Genomic DNA, 18,441 nt, shown 5'->3' with positions numbered 1-18,441 from the left:
CGCGCGGCGGCAGCAGCCCGGCCAGTTGCCGACTGGTCCGAGGCAGACGCGGCCGGACCACGAGCCGCCATTCGCGGAATGCCAACGGCGCGTCGTCCGTGATCAGGGTCTGAAAGCTGTTGGCGATTTCCCACAGCGGATCGGGCGCGGCGGCGAGTCGGATGCGCGCGATGTCGTCAGTGGTGAAGTGCACTCGCAGCATGAGGTCTCCGATGGTGATGGTCGTCGGATGGTTGGCCTCGCACCCCGTGAGGCCGTCGGCCCGTGTGCTCCCGGGGCAGCATGCCCGCGCCGCTGCCGGGGCGCATCGCACGCAGGGAGGCGACTGAACTGCTCCACCGTGAGTAGGAGAACCCTCACGCGGCCGTGATGCGGATCCCCCGCGCCCGCCTTCCGGCCCGGACTGCCGGCCACGGGACGGCCGGCACGGAGGTGAGGCCCTGAGGCCGGCCGTCGTCGGACAACTCCGCCATGTCGTCGGCCCCTTGAAGGGGAACCGACCGCCGTCCATCCGGCGCGAAGGGGCGCCCCTCCCTGAGGGGCGCCCCTTCTGACCCGCAACGTCTCTGCAAGAAGTTCGGTCCTCTGAGGGGAGGCGCAGATCAGGCGAGGCGCCGCCCGTTCAAGTGGCGGTTCGCGAAGTCCAGTTCCAGCCCGACCTGCTTGATCCGTTCGTCCACGACCAGTGAGCCGTGGCCCGCGTCATAGCGGTACACCTCGTGCTTCGCGCCCCTGGCCGCCAGGCGCTTGACGTAGTTGTCGATCTGGCGGATCGGGCAGCGCGGGTCGTTCACGCCGGCCGAGATGTAGACCGGGGCCGTGACGTCGTCGACGTAGGTGAGCGGGGACGACGCGTCGTAGCGCTCGGGTACCTCCTCCGGGGTGCCGCCCAGGAGGGTGCGGTCCATCGCCTTCAGGGCCTCCATCTCGTCGTGGTACGCGGTGACGTAGTCGGCGACCGGTACCGCCGCGATGCCCACCGTCCACGCGTCCGGCTGCGTGCCGAGGCCGAGAAGGGTGAGGTAGCCGCCCCAGGAGCCGCCGGTCAGGATCAGGCGGGACGGGTCGGCGAGTCCGGAGGTGACCGCCCACTCGCGGACCGCCGCGATGTCCTCCAGCTCGATCAGGCCGACCCGGTGCTTGAGCGCGTCGGTCCAGGCGCGGCCGTAGCCCGTCGAGCCGCGGTAGTTCACGCGGACCACCGCGTAACCGTGGTCCACCCAGGCCGCCGGGCCGGCCGCGAAGGCGTCGCTGTCGTGCCAGGTCGGGCCGCCGTGGATGTCGAACACGGTGGGCAGCGGGCCCTCGACGCCCGCCGGGCGCTGGACGAGGGCGTGGATGCGGCCGCCCGGGCCCTCCACCCACACGTCCTCGACCGGGACCGAGCCGGGGGACTTCATGCCGGGCGGGTCCAGCACCACCCGCCCCGTCGTCGAGCGCACCGCCGAGGGCTCCGCGGCCGACGACCACAGGTACTCCACGCTGCCGTCCGGCCGGGCCGTCGCACCGGACACCGAGCCCGCCGGGGTCGGGATCCGCTCCGCCGCGCGGCGGGCCAGGTCGTACCGGAACAGCTCGCTGCGCGCCTCGAAGCTGTGCACGATCAGCAGACCGGTGCCGTCGGGATACCACTCGGCGCTCACGTCGCCCGGCAGTTCGAGCGCGAGGTCGGTCTCCTCCCCCGTCGCCACGTCCCACACCAGCGGCTCCCAGCGGCCCCGGCGCTGATGCCCGATGAGGAGCCGACTGTCACCGTCCACCGGGGCGAAGCCGAGGACCTCAAGACCCAGCTCCTCGGTGCCGCCCTTGGTGTCGTCGAGCTCGGCGACCGCCGAGCCGTCGGGGCGCAGGACGCGCAGCGCCGAGTGCATCGCGTCGCCGTGCTCGGTGTGCTCGACGGCGATCAGCGTGCCGTCGTGCGAGAGGTCGCCGACGCCGGCGGACTCGCGGTGGCGGTAGATCTCCACCGGGGACTCCCCGGTGCGGGCCAGATGGATCGTGGTGCCGTCCTCGTCGGTGGAGCGGCCCACGATCGCCGTGCGCCCGTCCCGGCCGAGGGCGAGGCCGGCCGGGTACGACGGGTCCAGGCCCGGCGCCGCGAGTTCGTCCTCGCCGCCGTCGAAACGCTGCCGGCGCCAGACGCCGAACTCGTCGCCGTCCTTGTCGTCGAACCACCAGATCCAGGTGCCGTCCGGGCAGAGCACGCCGTCCGTCGTGCCGTTCGGCCGGTCGGTGACCTGGCGCTGCTCGCCCGTCGCCCGGTCCCAGGCGTACAGCTCGTACGTCCCCGTGGCGTTCGACACGAACAAGGAGCGGTCCGGTGCGTCCTCCGCCCAGTCGGGCAGCGACACCCGAGGCGCCCGGAAGCGCTTCTCCCAGTCCGGCATGGCCTTGTCCTGCATCTGGTGATCGGGCGAATCCGACCCGTGGCTCTCAGTCATGGCCCCATAGTGCCTGGCCCGGCGGACAATGCGCTGGTGAGGCCCCCAGCCTGTGGATAACTTTCCGCCCTCGCGCCCCACCGCCCCCACGGGCACGGCCGGCTGTCAGTGCCGGGGTGCGGACTTCCCGGTGGCCCGAGCCCTACGAGCCCCCGGCCGGCCGCGACCACCTCACCGAGCGGTGCCGACCCCGCGAGCGGGACCTTCCGGGCAGCCCCGTACCTTTGATGGCGTGTACCGGTTTCTGCTGACGCCCCGTTGGTGGGGGATCAACGTCTTCGTGCTGCTCGCCATCCCCTTCTGCGTGTTCATGGGGTCCTGGCAGCTGGGCCGGTTCGAGGCGCGCGTGGACGACCACCGCAACGCCGGCGAGCAGGCCGCGGAGAACGAGCGGGAGACCGCCCGGCCGCTCGCCGACCTGCTGCCGGTGGACAAGGCGACGGCGGGCCGGCAGGCCACCGCCGAGGGCCGGTACGCCGAGCAGCTGCTCGTGCCGGGCCGGGAGCTGGACGGCAAGCGCGGCTTCTACGTCATGACGCTGCTGCGCACCGACGACGGCAAGGCCCTGCCGGTCGTGCGGGGCTGGCTGCCGGGCGACGCCGACCGCGCCGACGCCCCCGCCGCGCCCAAGGGCGAGGTCACCGTCACCGGAGCGCTCCAGGCGTCGGAGCAGCCCGGGGAGAACGGCGTGTCCGCGCGGGGCGGCCTGCCGTCCGGTCAGACGGGTGCGATCAGCGCGGCGTCGCTGGTGAACCTGGTGTCGTACGACGTCTACGACGCCTGGATCACGCTCGCCGAGGCCGACCCCGGCATGAAGGCGGTCCCGGCGGCCGCCACCGCCGACACGGGGCTGGACCTGAAGGCGTTCCAGAACCTCGGCTACACCGGCGAGTGGTTCGTCTTCGCCGGCTTCGTGCTCTTCATGTGGTTCCGGCTGCTGCGCCGCGAGGTGGAGTCCGTACGGGACGCGGAGCTGGGGCTGACGCCGGACGAGGAACGCGTCCCCAGCCCGTCCGGCGTGTGATCGAAGAGGTCGCGACGAGGCGGCGGGCGCCGCTTTCGCAGCAGGCTCTACGCCCCCGCCAGCACACCCGTCCAGTAGACCGTCCCCGCGCAGGCGTTGGACACGACCACCGTGGCCGTCGCGCCTCCCGCCTCCGTCGTGCTGGAGATCGTGACGCTGCCGTCGAGGGCGGTGTCCTCGGTCAGCAGCTGGGTGGAGGTCCCCGTGTCGCCGCCGGTGGAGGTGCCCTCGGTGGTGCCGCTGGTGGTGTCGGTCGGCGTCGGGTCGGGCGAGGGTTCCCCGCCGCCCGTGCCGCCGCCGGTGTTGTCACCCGTGGTGGGACAGGTCTCCGAAGGTATCCAGGCGAACTTCACCGCGTACGACTCGCCCGGCTTGAGGATGAGCGAGGTCAGCTCCTGGGACGGGGCGGGCAGTCCGGCCGCCGCGTCCCCGGCGGTGTGCCGGATCGCGGTGATCTTCGACTGGTCCGCCGCGCCGCCCGCGAGCGGGCTCACGCTGCCGGGGCTGCTCACCGTGCAGTCGGCCGCGGAGATGTTGCTGAAGCGGAAGGTGCCGTAGACCGCGCCGGCCGTGTCGGGGGCGTCGGCGGTCCCGCCGGACGTGCCGAGCTGGTCGACCGTGCACGCCGCGGCGCCGGTCGCGGTGGTGGCCTGGGGGTCGTCGGGGCTGCCGGAGCCGCTGCCCGGGCCCGTGCCCGAGCCCTTGTCCTCGTCCTGGTCGCCGTCCTTGCCCTGGTCCTGGGTCTTGCCGGAGGAGCCGCCCGAGGTGCTCTGGCCGCCCTCCGTCTCCTTGCCCTGGCCGACGCCGCCCTGCGCCTGCTCACCGTGACCGGCGTTCGACGAGTTGACGTTGGCGTCGGTGGCGTTGGACACATGCACCAGCGCCGGGACGGCGGTGCCGACGAAGAGGGCCGCGGCGGCCATGCCGACGAGCGCCTGACGCTTGCGCGCCCGGCGTGCGGGCACCGCCCGGCGCAGATGGTCCAGGGTGCCGTCGCGCGGCTCCATCTCCTGGACCGCGTCGTGCAGCAAGCGGCGCAAGACCAGCTCGTCCGAGTCGAGCCCGGCGGGGCCCTGGTCGTCGGGGCCGTGGTTCACAGTTCCGTTCCCAGCGTGCGATTGCTTCGGCTGTTGCTCGTCCGGCCGTCCGGCCGGCTCCCGCCGCTCGTCCTGGTCCCCGCTCATGCCGGCGCCTCCATGGCGACCCGCAGCGCCGCGATGCCGCGCGAGCCGTACGCCTTCACCGACCCCAGTGAGATACCGAGCGTCTCGGCGACCTGCGCCTCGGTCATGTCCGCGAAGTAGCGCAGGACGAGGACCTCGCGCTGGCGGCGCTGCAGGCCCTTCATCGCCTTGATGAGGGAGTCCCGTTCGAGCTGGTCGTAGGCCCCCTCCTCCGCGCTCGCCATGTCGGGCATCGGCTTGGACAGCAGCTTCAGGCCGAGTATGCGGCGGCGCAGCGCGGAGCGGGAGAGATTCACGACGGTCTGGCGCAGATACGCCAGTGTCTTTTCCGGATCCCGCACCCGCTTGCGCGCGGAGTGGACCCGGATGAACGCCTCCTGGACGACGTCCTCGCAGGAGGCGGTGTCGTCGAGGAGGAGGGCCGCGAGACCCAGCAGGGAGCGGTAGTGCGCCCGGTAGGTCTCGGTGAGGTGATCGACGGTGGTGCCGGCCGCCGCGGTGTTCTCGGCGTGTTCGGCACCGTCACGCTGACTCGGAATGCGGGTGGGCCGCGCTGCGGGCATGGGCGCGATCACCGGCATGCCGCCGGGCGCACCGGGCATGCGGGATCGGACGGGCCGGCGGGGCGGCCGTAGGGCCGTACCGCGGGTCGCCGCACTGAAGTCGAGTACCTCTGCCACGCCTGTTGGACACGCGTCCCCCCGAGAGGGTTGTACGTGCCGGACGTCACTTTTGCGCCGACGTCCGCAGTTCCTCTCACCCGAGGCAGCACAACCGACTGTGCGTCAAACGCCCACATGCCTACCCGCTCTTCCCTTATGTCCCACATGAACAGGCGTCCCCACGCCCGGCTCATGGCGTCCCCACGCCAGAAAAAACGCGCCTCCACACCCATAAGGGCGACCGCAAAGACGCTCCCCGCCCTGCAAGCGGTTGCAAGGACGGGGAGAAAAATCTTCAGCTGCTGCCGAGGGCCGGTTCAAGTGGTCCGGACCATCGATCAGCTCACACTTTTCACACAGATCCTACAAACGATCCGGTCGGGGCCCAGAGATTTTTCCCGCGGCACGGGGGGTTCACGAGAACTCCGCCGCCACCAGCTCCGCGATCTGAGCGGTGTTCAGGGCCGCGCCCTTGCGCAGGTTGTCGCCGCAGACGAAGAGTTCGAGCGCCGTCGGATCGTCCAGCGCGCGGCGCACCCGGCCGACCCAGGTCGGATCCGTGCCCACGACATCGGCCGGCGTCGGGAACTCACCGGCGCCCGGGTCGTCGTACAGCACGACCCCGGGGGTGGTGGCCAGGATCTCGCGGGCCTTGGCGACGGTGACCTCGCCCTCGAAGCGGGCGTGCACGGTCAGCGAGTGCCCGGTCAGCACCGGCACCCGCACACAGGTCACCGCGACCGGCAGCTTCGGCAGGCCGAGGATCTTGCGGGACTCGTCCCGCACCTTCATCTCCTCCGAGGACCAGCCGTCCTCGCGCAGCGACCCGGCCCACGGCACGACGTTCAGCGCGACCGGCTCCGGGAACGGGCCGGTGTTGTCGCCGACGGCCCGCCGTACGTCGCCGGGGCTGGTCCCCAGGTCCGTACCGGCGACCAGGGACAGCTGCTGGCGCAGGGTGTCGACGCCGGCACGGCCGGCCCCGCTCACCGCCTGGTAGGAGGACACCACCAGGGAGCGCAACCCGAACCCGGCGTGCAGCGCACCCAGCGCCACGATCATCGAGAGGGTCGTGCAGTTGGGGTTGGCCACGATCCCGCGCGGGCGCCTGCGCACCACGTGCGAGTTGACCTCGGGCACGACCAGGGGCACCTCCGGGTCCATCCGGAAGGCGCCCGAGTTGTCGACCACCACCGCGCCCGCGGCGGCGGCGATGGGCGCCCAGCGCGCGGCCACCTCGTCGGGGACGTCGAACATCGCGACGTCGACCCCGGCGAAGGCCTCCTCGGTGAGCGCCACCACCTCGACCTCCTCGCCGCGCACGGCCAGCTTCCGGCCGGCCGAGCGCGGCGAGGCGATCAGACGGATCTCGCCCCAGATGTCCGCACGCTGGGACAGGATCTGGAGCATGACCGAGCCGACGGCTCCAGTCGCACCCACGACCGCGAGCGTCGGTCGGTGAGTCATCGCCCGGTGCCTCCGTACACGACAGCCTCGTCGCTGTCGGAGTCCAGGCCGAAGGCGGAGTGCACGGCGCGTACGGCCTCGTTGACGTCGTCGGCGCGGGTGACGACCGAGATGCGGATCTCGGAGGTGGAGATCAGCTCGATGTTCACGCCCGCGTCGGACAGCGCCTTGAAGAAGTCCGCCGTGACACCCGGGTTGGTCTTCATGCCGGCGCCGACGAGGGAGATCTTGCCGATCTGGTCGTCGTAGCGCAGGGAGTCGAAGCCGATGCCGGCCTTGTTCTTCTCCAGCGCGTCGATGGCCTTGCGGCCCTCGGACTTCGGCAGCGTGAAGGAGATGTCCGTCAGACCGGTGGAGGCGGCGGACACGTTCTGCACGATCATGTCGATGTTGATCTCGGCGTCGGAGATCGCGCGGAAGATCGCGGCGGCCTCGCCCGGCTTGTCCGGCACGCCGACGACCGTGACCTTGGCCTCGGAGGTGTCGTGCGCGACACCGGAGATGATGGCCTGCTCCACCTGCTTGTCCCCTTGCTCGATCGGCTCGCTGCTGACCCACGTGCCCTGCAGCCCGCTGAAGCTGGACCGCACGTGGATCGGGATGTTGTAACGACGGGCGTACTCCACACACCGGTGGAGCAGCACCTTCGAGCCGGACGCGGCCAGCTCCAGCATGTCCTCGAAGGCGATCCAGTCGATCTTCTTCGCCTTCTTGACCACGCGCGGGTCGGCGGTGAACACGCCGTCGACGTCGGTGTAGATCTCGCAGACCTCGGCGTCGAGGGCGGCGGCCAGCGCGACGGCGGTGGTGTCGGAGCCGCCGCGGCCCAGCGTGGTGATGTCCTTGGAGTCCTGGCTCACGCCCTGGAAGCCGGCGACGATGGCGATGTTGCCCTCGTCGACCGAGGTCCGGATGCGGCCCGGTGTCACGTCGATGATCCGGGCTTTGTTGTGGACCGAGTCGGTGATGACACCTGCCTGGCTGCCGGTGAACGACTGGGCCGAGTGGCCCAGGTTTTTGATCGCCATGGCCAGCAGGGCCATGGAGATCCGCTCTCCCGCGGTCAGCAGCATGTCGAGCTCGCGCCCGGCAGGGATCGGGGATACCTGCTCGGCGAGATCGATCAGCTCGTCCGTCGTGTCGCCCATCGCGGAAACCACGGCGACCACCTGGTGGCCGTTCTTCTTGGCTTCCACGATCCGCTTGGCGACGCGCTTGATGCCCTCGGCATCGGCTACGGAGGAGCCTCCGTACTTCTGCACGACAAGGCCCACGTGCGCTCCTCGCTCAGTCCGTGTGTGTCGGCTCAGTTTACCGAGCGTCCGAATTCGACCTCGGGGTTCCCGGATGGTGAGATTCGGGCGCTCGGGGTCGTGCCTGCCCGGTGTGGAGCCCCGCACTCCGGAAAGTGGGGCAGGTCACTCGCGGGGACACGGGCCGCGAGAAGGCCATTGACGCTCTCCGTAGTCGCCCGCTAACTTCGCGTTGTCGTCGCCACACCAGGGGCACAAGGCTCCATCGGGACTTGCGACGCGAAGGATCCTCCTCCTTTGACGACTGCGACCGCTTCCGAGATCCAGCACGTCACACCGGCCGAAGCCGATACGGATTCCGCGGCCGGCTCCCTCTTCGAGATCCGGCCCTTCACCCCGCACTGCGAGGTCATCCGCGACGCCGGCGACCACGCCGTGATCGGCGTCTCCCCCGGCAACAGCTACTTCTCCGCCGACCGGGTCCACGACCTGGCCCGCTGGGGCCTCGCCCTGTTCGAGCGGGTGGACTTCGTCTACACGGACCTGTACGTGGCCGAGATGTACGCGGCGTCCGGCTATCCGCCCGACGACGCCCGCCGCAAGGCGGTGAAGAACCTGCGCGGGGTGCGCGCCAAGGTGCTGGGCGCCGTCCGGGCGGCCGACCCGGGCGGCAGCCGCCTGCACGCGCACGCCATGTCCGACTTCCACGGCAACGCGGCCTACCGCGAGACACACGACCGGCTCCGGGCCCGCCTCGCCACCGACGACGAGTTCCGCACGACCTGCGAGAAACTCGTCGACTCCTTCCTGACCGGCCGTGCCGAGCGGGCGACCGCCGCCCAGCGCGAGGTCTGCCTCTCCTACGTCTGTGCCGAGGCGCCCCTCTTCCTGGACACCCCCGCCATCCTCGGCGTCCCCTCCTCCCTCAACTGCTACCACCAGCTGCTGCCGATGGCCGAGCTGCTCTACTCCCGCGGCGCCGGACTGCGCGCCTCCCGCAACCAGGGGCACGCCATCGTCACGCCCGCCGAGGGGAGCGCCGATGCTCACTGAAGCCCCCCTCGACTTCCCCTTCTCCTGGCGCGGCGACCGGATCCCGCCCGAGGTCGAGGAGTTGCGCGCCGACCGGCCCGTGCGCCGCGTGCGCACCATCGCCGGCGACGAGGCGTGGCTGGTGTCGTCGTACGCCCTGTGCAAGCAGGTCCTCGAAGACCCCCGCTTCAGCCTGAAGGACACCTCCGCGCCCGGCGTGCCCCGGCAGTACGCGCTGACGATCCCGCCCGAGGTCGTCAACAACATGGGGAACATCACCGGCGCCGGACTGCGCAAGGCCGTGCTGAAGGCGCTGAATCCCAAGAGCCCCGGCCTGGCGGAGTGGATGCGCTCCCGTGCCGGTGAACTCGTCGACGGGCTGCTGCGTGAGGGCGCTCCGGCCGACCTGCGGGCCGGCTTCGCCGATCCGTACTCCGCGGGCATGCACTGCCGCATCCTCGGCCTCCCGGCCGCGGACGCGCCCCGGCTCATGCGGAGCCTGGACATCGCGTTCATGAACTCGGCCTGTCCCGTCGCGGGCGCCCGGCTCAACTGGGACCGGGACATCGCCTACATGACCGAGCGGCTGGACGACCCGGCGACGACGGGCCTGATGGCCGAGCTCGCGGCCCTGCGCACCGACCCCGAATACGGCCATCTCACCGACGAGATGCTCGCGACGGTCGGGGTGACGATGTTCGGCGCCGGGGTCATCTCCACCTCGGGCTTCCTGACCATGGCGCTGGTGTCGCTGATCCAGCACCCCGGCCTCCAGGCCGAACTGGTCGCGGACCCCGGGAAGATCCCCGCGGCCGTGGACGAGCTCCTGCGGATCAACCTGTCCATCGGCGACGGCCTGCCGCGGCTGGCGACCGAGGACGTACGGCTGGGCGACGTGGACGTGCAGGCGGGCGAGCTGGTGCTGGTCCTCGTCGAGGGCGCGAACTTCGACCCGGCGGCCTTCCCCGACCCCCACCGGGTCGACCTCGGCCGGGAGAACGCCACCGCCCATCTCTCCTTCGGCGGCGGCCGCCACTACTGCCCCGCCACCGCCCTGGGCCGGGGGCACGCCGAGATCGCCCTGCGGACGCTGCTGGAGCGGATGCCCGGGCTGCGGCTCGCGGTGCCGATCGAGCAACTGGTGTGGCGCACCGGTTTCATGAAGCGGATCCCGGAGCGGCTGCCGGTCATGTGGTAGCGCGCCGTTCTGCCGGGAAGCAGGCGCTGACGGGCGGGGTCGTCACGACGGCGAAGGGCCTGAACGGCCTGTGAACGCGCCGGGCCCGCCGCACCGCTCAAAAGGCCCGGCGGGCCCGTGATCGCGCCCGGGTCCGCCTACCCGCAGCCGGGTGTCACACCCGCCCGCCGAACAGTGTCGCGAGCCCCTGGTCCAGTTCGGCCGCCACGGTCTCCTCGCCCGGCGCGAGCACGGTGTAGGTGCGGGCCAGGAAGCGGTTCAGGTCCGCGGTGACGAACCGGAGTCTGGCCGCGCCCTCCGGCGAGTGGAACTCCACGTAGGTGTGGGACGTCCCGCACGGCCGTACCCGCACGGTGCCGAGCCCGGCGGGGGCCCGCAGCCCCTCACCCAGCAGTACACGGGCGAACGTCCAGGTCGCGGCCTCGCCGTCGAGGGTGACGTGGGCCGGGAAGTCGAGGTGCACGGCCAACGGGTCGCCGGAGGTGTAGCGCAGGGTCGCCGGAAGGGCGATCTCCTGGTCGGCGGTGATCAGGCGGGCGCCGGTCGGCTGCTCCAGGGTGACATGCATGGGCGGGCTCCGATTCGGGGCGGGGGCAGCGGCCCGGTGTGGCCGTTGTGCCGGTGAGACGGCACGAGTCCCCCGTGCATTACGCGACTACCGGAGTCTTTCCATGTAACCTGCGTCACATTTCAGGGTCCGGCTCCCCGCGCCCGGGTAATCCCCTCGCCCCGTTCCCGGCGCGCGGTTACGGTCCCCGCATGGAGATTTCGCGCTACGTGGCGTTCAGCAGCGACCCCGCGGGGGGCAACCCGGCAGGTGTGGTGCTCGACGCCACCGGCGTCGACGCCCGGGAGATGCTGGCGGCGGCGGCCGAAGTCGGCTACTCGGAGTCGGCGTTCGTGGTGCCGGCCGGCGACGGCACGCTGGACATCCGGTACTTCAGCCCGCTCGCCGAGGTGCCGTTCTGCGGCCACGCGACGATCGCCACGGCCGTCGCCCACGCGGAACGCCACGGCACCGGCCGGCTGCGGCTGCGGACCAAGGCGGGCCCGGTCACCGTGACCACCGACCGGACGGCCGACGGCACGCTGACGGCGACCCTGGTGAGCGTGGCGCCGCACACGGAGCCCCTCGCCGACGCCGACCTGGCCGAGCTGCTGGCGATCCTGGGCTGGAGCGCCGCCGATCTGGACCCGGCGCTGCCGCCCCGCGTGGCCTTCGGCGGCGCCCGGCACCCGGTCCTCGCGGCCGCCACCCGGGAGCGGCTGGCCGACCTGGACTACGCGATGGAGCGGCTCGCCGCCCTCATGGCCCGCGAGGACTGGACGACCGTCGACCTGATCTGGCGGGAGTCCCCCACCGTGTTCCACGCCCGCAACCCGTTCCCGCCCGGCGGTGTGGTGGAGGACCCGGCCACGGGCGCGGCGGCGGCCGCGTTCGGCGGCTACCTGCGCGAGCTCGAACTCGTCGCGACACCCGCCACGGTGACGATCCATCAGGGCGCGGACATGGGCAGACCGAGCCTGATCACGGTGACCGTTCCGGCCGGGCCGGGCACCGGAATCGGCGTGACCGGGACGGCCGTACGGATCTGAGACGACGCGGCGGGGGCCGGCGTCACTTCGCCGTTCGCAGCCCCAGCTGATCGCCGATCTCCTGCTGCATGACCTTGCCGGCCTCGAACTCCAGCGTCTCGTCGCCCATCACGCCCTGGTCCGTGTCCAGGCCGTCCAGCTCCTCCAGGGGCTGGTTCAGGCGGATGTGGGCCAGGACGGAGTGCAGCGCGCGCAGCGTCGCGGACGCCGTCGAGCCCCAGTTGGAGAAGTAGGAGAACTGCCACCACCACAGGGCCTCGGCGGTGCGGCCCGCGCGGTAGTGGGCCATGCCGTGGCGCAGGTCGGTGATGACGTCGGTCAGGTCGTCGGAGATCCGCGCCGGGACCGGGGCCTTGCGGGGCTCGTAGGGGTCGAAGACCTCGGAGTAGACGTCGACCGGGTCCAGCAGGCGGGCGAGGTTCTCGCGGAGCTCGTCCACGTCCCCCTCGGGGCCCAGGTCGGGCTCGTAGCGCTCCTCGGGGACGATGTCCTCGTGGGCGCCGAGACGGCCGCCGGCCAGCAGCAGCTGGGAGACCTCCAGCAGCAGGAAGGGCACGGTCGAGCCCGGCTCGTCGCCCTTCGCGACCTCCGTCACCGCGACCAGGAAACTCTCGATCTGGTCCGCGATCTGGACCGCGAAGTCGTCCGGGTTCTGGCCGGTCGCGTGCAGCGTGGCGTCAGACATCTAGGAGTCGTCTCCCCTCGAAGGCGCGGCCGAGGGTGACCTCGTCCGCGTATTCCAGGTCGCCACCCACCGGGAGGCCGCTGGCCAGGCGGGTGACCTTCAGGCCCATGGGCTTGATCATGCGCGCGAGGTACGTGGCGGTGGCCTCGCCCTCGAGATTCGGATCGGTGGCCAGGATCAGCTCCGTGACCGTCCCGTCGGCCAACCGCGCGAGAAGTTCTCGTATACGCAGGTCGTCCGGTCCGACACCCTCGATCGGGCTGATCGCGCCGCCGAGGACGTGGTAGCGGCCGCGGAACTCGCGGGTCCGCTCGATCGCCACGACGTCCTTGGGCTCCTCGACCACGCAGATCACCGCCGGGTCGCGGCGCGTGTCCCGGCAGATGCTGCACAGCTCCTCCTGCGCGACGTTCCCGCACGTCGCGCAGAAGCGGACCTTCGCCTTGACCTCCATGAGGGCCTGGGCGAGGCGCCGTACGTCCGTCGGTTCCGCCTGGAGGATGTGGAAGGCGATCCGCTGCGCGCTCTTGGGACCGACGCCGGGCAGCCGGCCCAGCTCGTCGATGAGGTCCTGAACCACGCCTTCGTACAACGGACTGCCGTCCTTCCTGGGGTTCCTTACGGTACGTACGGTAGTTGGCGGCGCCCCCTCTTAGAAAGACGAGGCGGGCAACGCCCGGAGCGTCAGAAGGGCAGGCCGGGGATCCCGCTGCCGCCGCCCAGGCCCTGGGCCAGCGGGCCCAGCTTCTGCTGCTGGAGGTTCTGCGCGTTCTCGTTGGCCGCCTGGACTGCCGCGATGATCAGGTCGGCGAGGGTCTCGGTGTCCTCCGGGTCGACCGCCTTCGGGTCGATCTTCAGCGCGCGGAGCTCGCCGGCGCCCGTGACAGTGGCCTGCACCAGGCCGCCGCCCGCCTGTCCGTCGACCTCGGTCTGCGCCAGTTCTTCCTGCGCCCGCTGCAGGTCCTGCTGCATCTTCTGGGCCTGCTGGAGCAGCTGCTGCATGTTGGGCTGGCCACCACCGGGGATCACGATCAGCTCCTTGCGTGTGTACGCGTTTCCCGTTCAGCACGAGCCTACGTGGTCTGGCTGGCCGTCGCCCCAGCACTCTTTCGAGTGAGAGAGAACTCGGAGGAATGGGCGTCCTATACCTGATCAAGGCCCACTTCCGGGCGGAAAAGACGCGAAAGGCATCTCTTCGCCACCCATTGGGCGGTAGGAAGGGTCCGGCGCGTCAGCCTCAGGTGTTGCGTGACGTTCCGTGCGCTGCGGGGGTCGCATCCACGTCGTATGTCGTACGTGATGTCACGCACCGTGACAGTAGGGAGTGCCGGGTGGGTCAGCCGGAGATGCAGCCCGACAGGTCGCCGAAGGACGGGCGGGGCGGCGAAGGGGCGGCCGGGCTGCGGCCGGGCGATCTGACGGGGCGGGCGTTCCCCCACGGTGACTGGGGGGAGCCGGCGGTACGGCTGGACGAGCTGTACCGGTGGGTGGAGCGAGGGGCGCTGACCACGGCGGCGTGGTATCTCGCGGACCGGGTGTGGAAGCGGCGCGGGGCGCGGGCGCTGCGCGGCGGGGCCGCTGCCGGGGCGGTGGTCGGAGCCGCGCTGCCGCTCCTCGACCTGACCGGCGTCGTGAGCGGGGTGGCCCCCTGGGGGTATCTGGCGCTCCTGATCGCCGTGGCCTGTGTGGCGGTCGACCGGTTCTTCGGGATCACGTCCGGGTGGATAAGGGACGTCGCCACGGCCCAGGCCGTACAGCGGCGGCTTCAGATGCTTCAGTTCGACTGGGCGACGGAGAACGTACGGGAGGTCCTCGGCCCGGCCGAGGGCACGGCCGGCGAGGCCGCCGAGCGCTGCCTGGCCGTGCTGCGCCGGTTCTCCGAGGACGTCACCGAGCTGATGCGGGCGGAGACGGCGGACTGGATGGTGGAGTTCCGCACCGGGTCCGCACGCCTGGGCATCCAGTCCGCGGTGCCCGGCGGAAGCCGCCCGGACGCCACCGCGGCCCTGGGCCGCTTCGCGGTCCCCCCGGCGAACGGCACCCGCCCGAACATGCCACGTCAGCGCCCGCCCGAGCCGCGCTGAGGAGCGCCCGCCGCACGCACGACTGCGGGAAGGGAAAGGGCCGGCCGACCCGCACTCCAACTGCCGCACAGGAAACGGGACTTCGCTGCCACCGGTCACTGCTTGCCGTACGTCAGGCTCTCGCCGCTGCCGGTGGTCACCCGCTCCAGCCTGCCGTCCGGCAGCAGCGAGATCTCGGTGGCCTTGCCCGGGGAACAGGTGGGAGCCTCGCCTACGGTCACGGTGGACGGGCCGATCCGCAACGGGCCGTCGCCGGCCGGCGCCGCGGAGAGGTCCGCCTCGAACTCGCAGTGGTAGGTGCCGTTTCCGGCGGGTCCGTCGGCGACGAGGGACAGGACCGTGTCGCCCACCTCGCCCTGCCGGATGGTCAGCCGGCGGGTGTTCTCGCCGGTGCCGCTGTCGATCGTGGCCGTCCAGGTACCGAGGTAGCCCGCCGGGACCGTGCCGTCCGCGGACGCCGAGGGGGTCGGGGACGGGGTGGCAGTCGTCGGGTCGGAGGTCGGGGAGTCGGTCGGGGAGTCGGTCGGGGTGGACGTGGCGGTGGGCCTGTCGGTCGGACCGCCACCGGCTCCGTCGTCACCGTCGTCGCTCATCAGGGCGTACACCGAGCCGCCCGCGCCGAGCGCGACGACCAGCGCGACGACGACCAGTGCCGCCGTGGAACGCCCGCTGCGCCGGGGCTGTTCGTGCTGCGGCTCCGGAAGGTAGGGACCGGGTGGGCCGTAGGGCGGGGTGGCGCCGTACGCCGGATTCGGGCTCGGGTGGTTCGGATCCGGGCCGTACGCCCCGTACCCGGGAGCGGCTCCGTAGGGCCGGCCGGGCCCGGCCGGCGGACAGCCGTACGCCGGCTGCTGCGGGTGCTGTTGTGGAGAGCCGTACGCCGGGTGCGCCGGGGCACTGCCGGGAGCGGCGGCCTCCCAGAACGCGCCACCGGGGGGCATACCCGGGCCCGGCGGCGGGGTCGGACCACCCCGGCTCGCGGCGACGGTGGGCAGCTGATCCGGCGGCGTCGGCACGGCGGCCGGGGCGTGCTCGGGGGAGGCGGCGGGGGTGGGCTCCACGGAACCAGGGGCTCCCGAGGCGGGGGCTCCGGAGGCGGGGCCACGGGAGCCGGGCACTCCGGAACCCGGGAGACCGGAACCCGGGAAACCGGCCCCCGGCACACCTGAGCCGGGAGGTCCGGACGCTGGGGAACCGGAGGCAACGGAACCGGAGGCTGGGGAACCTGGGGCAGCGGAACCTGAGGCAGGCGAACCGGTCCCACCTGGGCCCGCCGCGCCCGCGACGGGGGCGGCGGAACCGGGGGCACCGGTGCCCGGCGCGGCAGAAACCGGGGCACCGGCACCCGGGCCACGGGAACCCGGCGCACCCGGAACATGCGCACCCGGAACATGCGCGGCCGGGCCCGGAGGGCCGGAGCCCGGAAGGCCAGAGCCCGGAAGGCCAGAGCCCGGAAGGCCAGAGCCCGGAAGACCGGAGCCCGGAAGGCCAGAGCCCGGAAGGTTCGTCGGCGCCGGGACGCCCCCGTGCGGCGACGGCTGGGACCCCGTACCGCGCACCGGGTTCTCCGCGTCCAGCAGCCGTACCGCGTGCCGTCCCAGCTGGGCCACCAGTGCGCTCGGCAGCCAGGGGTCGCGGGAGCGTCCGCCGGAGACGGTGTCCTCGGCGCCCGTGCGCTCCAGGATCCGGTCGAGCGTCGGGCGGGCGCCGGGGTCCTTGCGCAGACAGTCCCGCACCAGCTCGGCGATGCCCTCGGGCATGCCCTCCAGGTCGGGGTCCTCCTGGGCGATCCGGAACATCACGGCGTGCGGGCCGCTGTCGACGGACCCGAAGGGCAGCCGGCCGGTGGCGGCGTACGCGAGCACCGAGCCCAGGCAGAACACGTCGCACGCGGGCGTGATCCGGTCGCCGCGCACCTGCTCGGGCGCCATGAACCCCGGCGACCCGACGAGCGCGCCGGTGCGCGTGAGCCCGCTCTCGTCGACGGTCTCCAGGGCGCGCGCGATGCCGAAGTCGATGACGCGGGGCCCGTCGATGGTGACCAGGACGTTCGACGGCTTCAGATCCCGGTGCACGATCCCCGCGGCGTGGATGTCCTTGAGCGCGTGCGCGAGACCCGCCGCCAGGATGCCGACCGACCGCTCGGGCAGCGCCCCGTGGTCGTGCCCGACGACCTGCTGGAGGCTGGGCCCGGCGACGTACCCGGTGGCGACCCAGGGCACCTCGGCCTCGGTGTCCGCGTCGAGCACCGGCGCGGTCCAGAACCCGCCGACCTGCCCCGCGGCCTGCACCTCCTGCCGGAACCGGGCCCGGAACTCCTCCTGCGCGGCCAGTTCCCGCCGCACCAGCTTCACGGCGACCGTGCGGCCGCGCTCCGACCGGGCGAGATAGACGTCTCCCATGCCGCCCGCGCCCAGCCGCGCCAGCAGCCGATACGTCCCGATCTTCCCCCAGTGCTCAGCGCCTGGGGGGACCCCCACCGGTTCCCCCGGCCCCAGCTTCTCCATCGCACGCCCCCAACCAGCCCCCGCCTACGCGTCGGCCCCACGATAGTGCGGCATACATGGAGGTGAGCGGGGCGGTGCCTACGGTTCCGTAACAGGAACGGTGATCTGGTCGAGCGCTTTCGACAACCGTTCCAGAACGCGGACGGCGTCGGCGAGTCCGGCCTCCCCCATGGCGTCCGCCAGCCGGTCCGCGAAGGCCGCGTGGCCGGGGTCGATCCGGGAGACCGCCGCCCGCCCCTCGTCCGTCGGCGCCAGCAGCTTGGCACGGCGGTGCGCCGGGTTGGGCCGGTACTCCGCGAGCCCCTTGTCCACCAGCAGATCGGCGATGCGCTGCACGCTCTGCCGGGTGATGCCCATCGCGCGGGCGATCCCGGAGACCGGCAGGGGTTCGCCGAGCACCGCGCCCAGCACCTGCCACCAGGCCGCCGTCAGGCCAGAGGGCCGGGCCAGTTCCTCGGCGACCCCGAGGAACTGGCCGTTGAGCCGGAAGACACCGAGCGCACTGCGGCTGAGCAGTTCCTGCCGCTCCCGGCTCACGCCGCTCACGCCGCTCCCGCCTTCTCCAGTACGGCGTACGCGGCCGCGTCGGAGTCGTGGAACAGCCGGTACCAGGCGTCCAGCACCTCGCCCTCGTACACCCCGAGCAGCCGGAGGATCTCCCGGGCGAAGGCGACCGGCTCGGTCGGGCCGGCGGTGATCAGCCCGCCGTCGGTGACGGCGTCGGCGTCGGCGTACCGCTCGCCGCCGCCGTAGCCGGTGGCCGCGAGATAGAAGGAGATGGCGCTGGTGTGGGCGCGGTCGTCGAGCAGTCCCTCGCGGGCGAGGCCGGCGGTGGCACCGCAGATCGCGGCGACGGGCACGCCGGCGTCGAGGAACTCGCGGGCCTTGCGGGCGAAGGGCGCCAGGTCGTCGCCCGCGTCCCAGAGGTCGGCGCCCGGGAGGATCAGCAGGGAGCTGTCCGCGGGCCGCACGTCGTCCAGCGCGAGGTCGGGCCGGACGCGCAGTCCGCCGATGCTCCGCACCGGCCGCGTGGACGGCCCGACGGTACGGATGTCGTGACCGGCGCGGGCGAGGTGGGCGGTGGCGTGCCCCGTCTCCCAGTCGGCGAAGGTGTCGTAGACGGCGAGGTGCACGGGCTTGCTGTTCATGGCTTCCCCCTGAAGCTTCGGTGCCGCTTTCCGGTATGACAGCATCCTGACATCTAGACAGTCTGCTGTCAATTCCGGGATGCGTCCGCGTCGACAACCTGTCGCGGAAACCCGCCGACCGCAGACAGGACGCCGATATCGCCTCCCGGTCACCGCTCCC

The 18,441-nt window shown here is 72.3% G+C and carries 17 protein-coding genes and 1 pseudogene; 5 read left to right on the top strand and 13 right to left on the bottom strand.

Annotated features, from left to right (window positions below; genetic code table 11):
* Both AC3ETA_RS40395 and AC3ETA_RS40390 read right to left on the bottom strand, forming a co-directional pair.
* Positions 1 to 202, bottom strand: a pseudogene (locus AC3ETA_RS40395) (transcriptional regulator); the annotation flags it as partial.
* Between the two features lie 400 nt (positions 203 to 602).
* The gene (locus AC3ETA_RS40390) at positions 603 to 2,441 is read right to left on the bottom strand and encodes a S9 family peptidase (RefSeq protein WP_432197883.1); all 1,839 of its coding nucleotides are present in this window, start codon (positions 2,439 to 2,441) and stop codon (positions 603 to 605) included.
* A 232-nt stretch (positions 2,442 to 2,673) separates the two neighbouring features.
* Between AC3ETA_RS40390 and AC3ETA_RS40385 the strand changes: the two genes are divergently transcribed.
* Positions 2,674 to 3,465: an SURF1 family protein gene (locus tag AC3ETA_RS40385; protein WP_432197882.1), complete on the top strand. Its 792-nt coding sequence runs from the start codon at positions 2,674 to 2,676 to the stop codon at positions 3,463 to 3,465.
* Positions 3,466 to 3,512: 47 nt separating this feature from the next.
* On the opposite strand, the gene AC3ETA_RS40380 is transcribed toward AC3ETA_RS40385, so the two are convergent.
* The 4 genes from AC3ETA_RS40380 to AC3ETA_RS40365 form a co-directional block, all read right to left on the bottom strand.
* A complete protein-coding gene (locus AC3ETA_RS40380; RefSeq protein ID WP_432197881.1) occupies positions 3,513 to 4,649 on the bottom strand; it encodes a hypothetical protein in 1,137 nt (378 codons plus the stop codon).
* A complete protein-coding gene (locus AC3ETA_RS40375) occupies positions 4,646 to 5,251 on the bottom strand; it encodes a SigE family RNA polymerase sigma factor (protein WP_432197880.1) in 606 nt (201 codons plus the stop codon). The genes AC3ETA_RS40380 and AC3ETA_RS40375 overlap by 4 nt, the downstream gene beginning before the upstream one ends.
* Before the next feature lie 474 nt (positions 5,252 to 5,725).
* On the bottom strand, positions 5,726 to 6,778 hold the full coding sequence (locus AC3ETA_RS40370; protein WP_432197879.1) for an aspartate-semialdehyde dehydrogenase: 1,053 nt from the start codon (positions 6,776 to 6,778) through the stop codon (positions 5,726 to 5,728).
* Complete coding sequence (locus AC3ETA_RS40365) at positions 6,775 to 8,052, bottom strand: aspartate kinase (protein WP_383831237.1); 1,278 nt, start codon at positions 8,050 to 8,052, stop codon at positions 6,775 to 6,777. Before AC3ETA_RS40365 ends, AC3ETA_RS40370 begins: the two co-directional genes overlap by 4 nt.
* A 276-nt stretch (positions 8,053 to 8,328) precedes the next feature.
* Between AC3ETA_RS40365 and AC3ETA_RS40360 the strand changes: the two genes are divergently transcribed.
* Both AC3ETA_RS40360 and AC3ETA_RS40355 read left to right on the top strand, forming a co-directional pair.
* Entirely contained in the window at positions 8,329 to 9,084 is a 756-nt protein-coding gene (locus AC3ETA_RS40360) for a cyclodityrosine synthase (protein WP_432197878.1), read from the top strand.
* A complete protein-coding gene (locus tag AC3ETA_RS40355) occupies positions 9,074 to 10,261 on the top strand; it encodes a cytochrome P450 (protein ID WP_432197877.1) in 1,188 nt (395 codons plus the stop codon). The genes AC3ETA_RS40360 and AC3ETA_RS40355 overlap by 11 nt, the downstream gene beginning before the upstream one ends.
* Before the next feature lie 154 nt (positions 10,262 to 10,415).
* On the opposite strand, the gene AC3ETA_RS40350 is transcribed toward AC3ETA_RS40355, so the two are convergent.
* The gene (locus tag AC3ETA_RS40350; RefSeq protein WP_432197876.1) at positions 10,416 to 10,829 is read right to left on the bottom strand and encodes an SsgA family sporulation/cell division regulator; all 414 of its coding nucleotides are present in this window, start codon (positions 10,827 to 10,829) and stop codon (positions 10,416 to 10,418) included.
* Between the two features lie 191 nt (positions 10,830 to 11,020).
* On the opposite strand from AC3ETA_RS40350, the gene AC3ETA_RS40345 reads away from it, so the two are divergent.
* Positions 11,021 to 11,857, top strand: a complete 837-nt coding sequence (locus AC3ETA_RS40345) for a PhzF family phenazine biosynthesis protein (RefSeq protein ID WP_432197875.1) — start codon at positions 11,021 to 11,023, stop codon at positions 11,855 to 11,857.
* A gap of 22 nt (positions 11,858 to 11,879) precedes the next feature.
* Here AC3ETA_RS40345 and AC3ETA_RS40340 read toward each other — a convergent pair whose 3' ends face one another.
* The 3 genes from AC3ETA_RS40340 to AC3ETA_RS40330 all read right to left on the bottom strand — a co-directional run bounded on the left by AC3ETA_RS40340 (position 11,880) and on the right by AC3ETA_RS40330 (position 13,571).
* Complete coding sequence (locus AC3ETA_RS40340) at positions 11,880 to 12,542, bottom strand: DUF5063 domain-containing protein (RefSeq protein ID WP_432197874.1); 663 nt, start codon at positions 12,540 to 12,542, stop codon at positions 11,880 to 11,882.
* Positions 12,535 to 13,134 carry a recombination mediator RecR gene (gene recR, locus AC3ETA_RS40335; RefSeq protein WP_432197873.1) on the bottom strand — a complete coding sequence of 200 codons (600 nt, stop codon included), beginning with the start codon at positions 13,132 to 13,134 and terminating at the stop codon, positions 12,535 to 12,537. Before recR ends, AC3ETA_RS40340 begins: the two co-directional genes overlap by 8 nt.
* Positions 13,135 to 13,226: 92 nt before the next feature.
* Positions 13,227 to 13,571: a YbaB/EbfC family nucleoid-associated protein gene (locus AC3ETA_RS40330; protein ID WP_030956117.1), complete on the bottom strand. Its 345-nt coding sequence runs from the start codon at positions 13,569 to 13,571 to the stop codon at positions 13,227 to 13,229.
* Positions 13,572 to 13,873: 302 nt separating this feature from the next.
* On the opposite strand from AC3ETA_RS40330, the gene AC3ETA_RS40325 reads away from it, so the two are divergent.
* Positions 13,874 to 14,626 (top strand): SLATT domain-containing protein, encoded by a 753-nt coding sequence (locus tag AC3ETA_RS40325; RefSeq protein ID WP_432197872.1) that lies wholly within the window; start codon positions 13,874 to 13,876, stop codon positions 14,624 to 14,626.
* Between the two features lie 95 nt (positions 14,627 to 14,721).
* Here AC3ETA_RS40325 and AC3ETA_RS40320 read toward each other — a convergent pair whose 3' ends face one another.
* The 3 genes from AC3ETA_RS40320 to AC3ETA_RS40310 form a co-directional block, all read right to left on the bottom strand.
* Entirely contained in the window at positions 14,722 to 17,133 is a 2,412-nt protein-coding gene (locus AC3ETA_RS40320; protein ID WP_432197871.1) for a serine/threonine-protein kinase, read from the bottom strand.
* 78 nt (positions 17,134 to 17,211) lie between these two features.
* The gene (locus tag AC3ETA_RS40315; protein WP_432197886.1) at positions 17,212 to 17,670 is read right to left on the bottom strand and encodes a MarR family winged helix-turn-helix transcriptional regulator; all 459 of its coding nucleotides are present in this window, start codon (positions 17,668 to 17,670) and stop codon (positions 17,212 to 17,214) included.
* A 5-nt stretch (positions 17,671 to 17,675) separates the two neighbouring features.
* Positions 17,676 to 18,281 (bottom strand): type 1 glutamine amidotransferase family protein, encoded by a 606-nt coding sequence (locus AC3ETA_RS40310; protein ID WP_432197870.1) that lies wholly within the window; start codon positions 18,279 to 18,281, stop codon positions 17,676 to 17,678.
* Positions 18,282 to 18,441 lie beyond the last annotated feature (160 nt).

The sequence above is a fragment of the Streptomyces sp. bgisy027 genome (assembly GCF_057710365.1).
The sequence above is the reverse complement of the archived record's forward strand: the minus strand, read 5'-3'. Positions and strand labels throughout refer to the sequence as shown.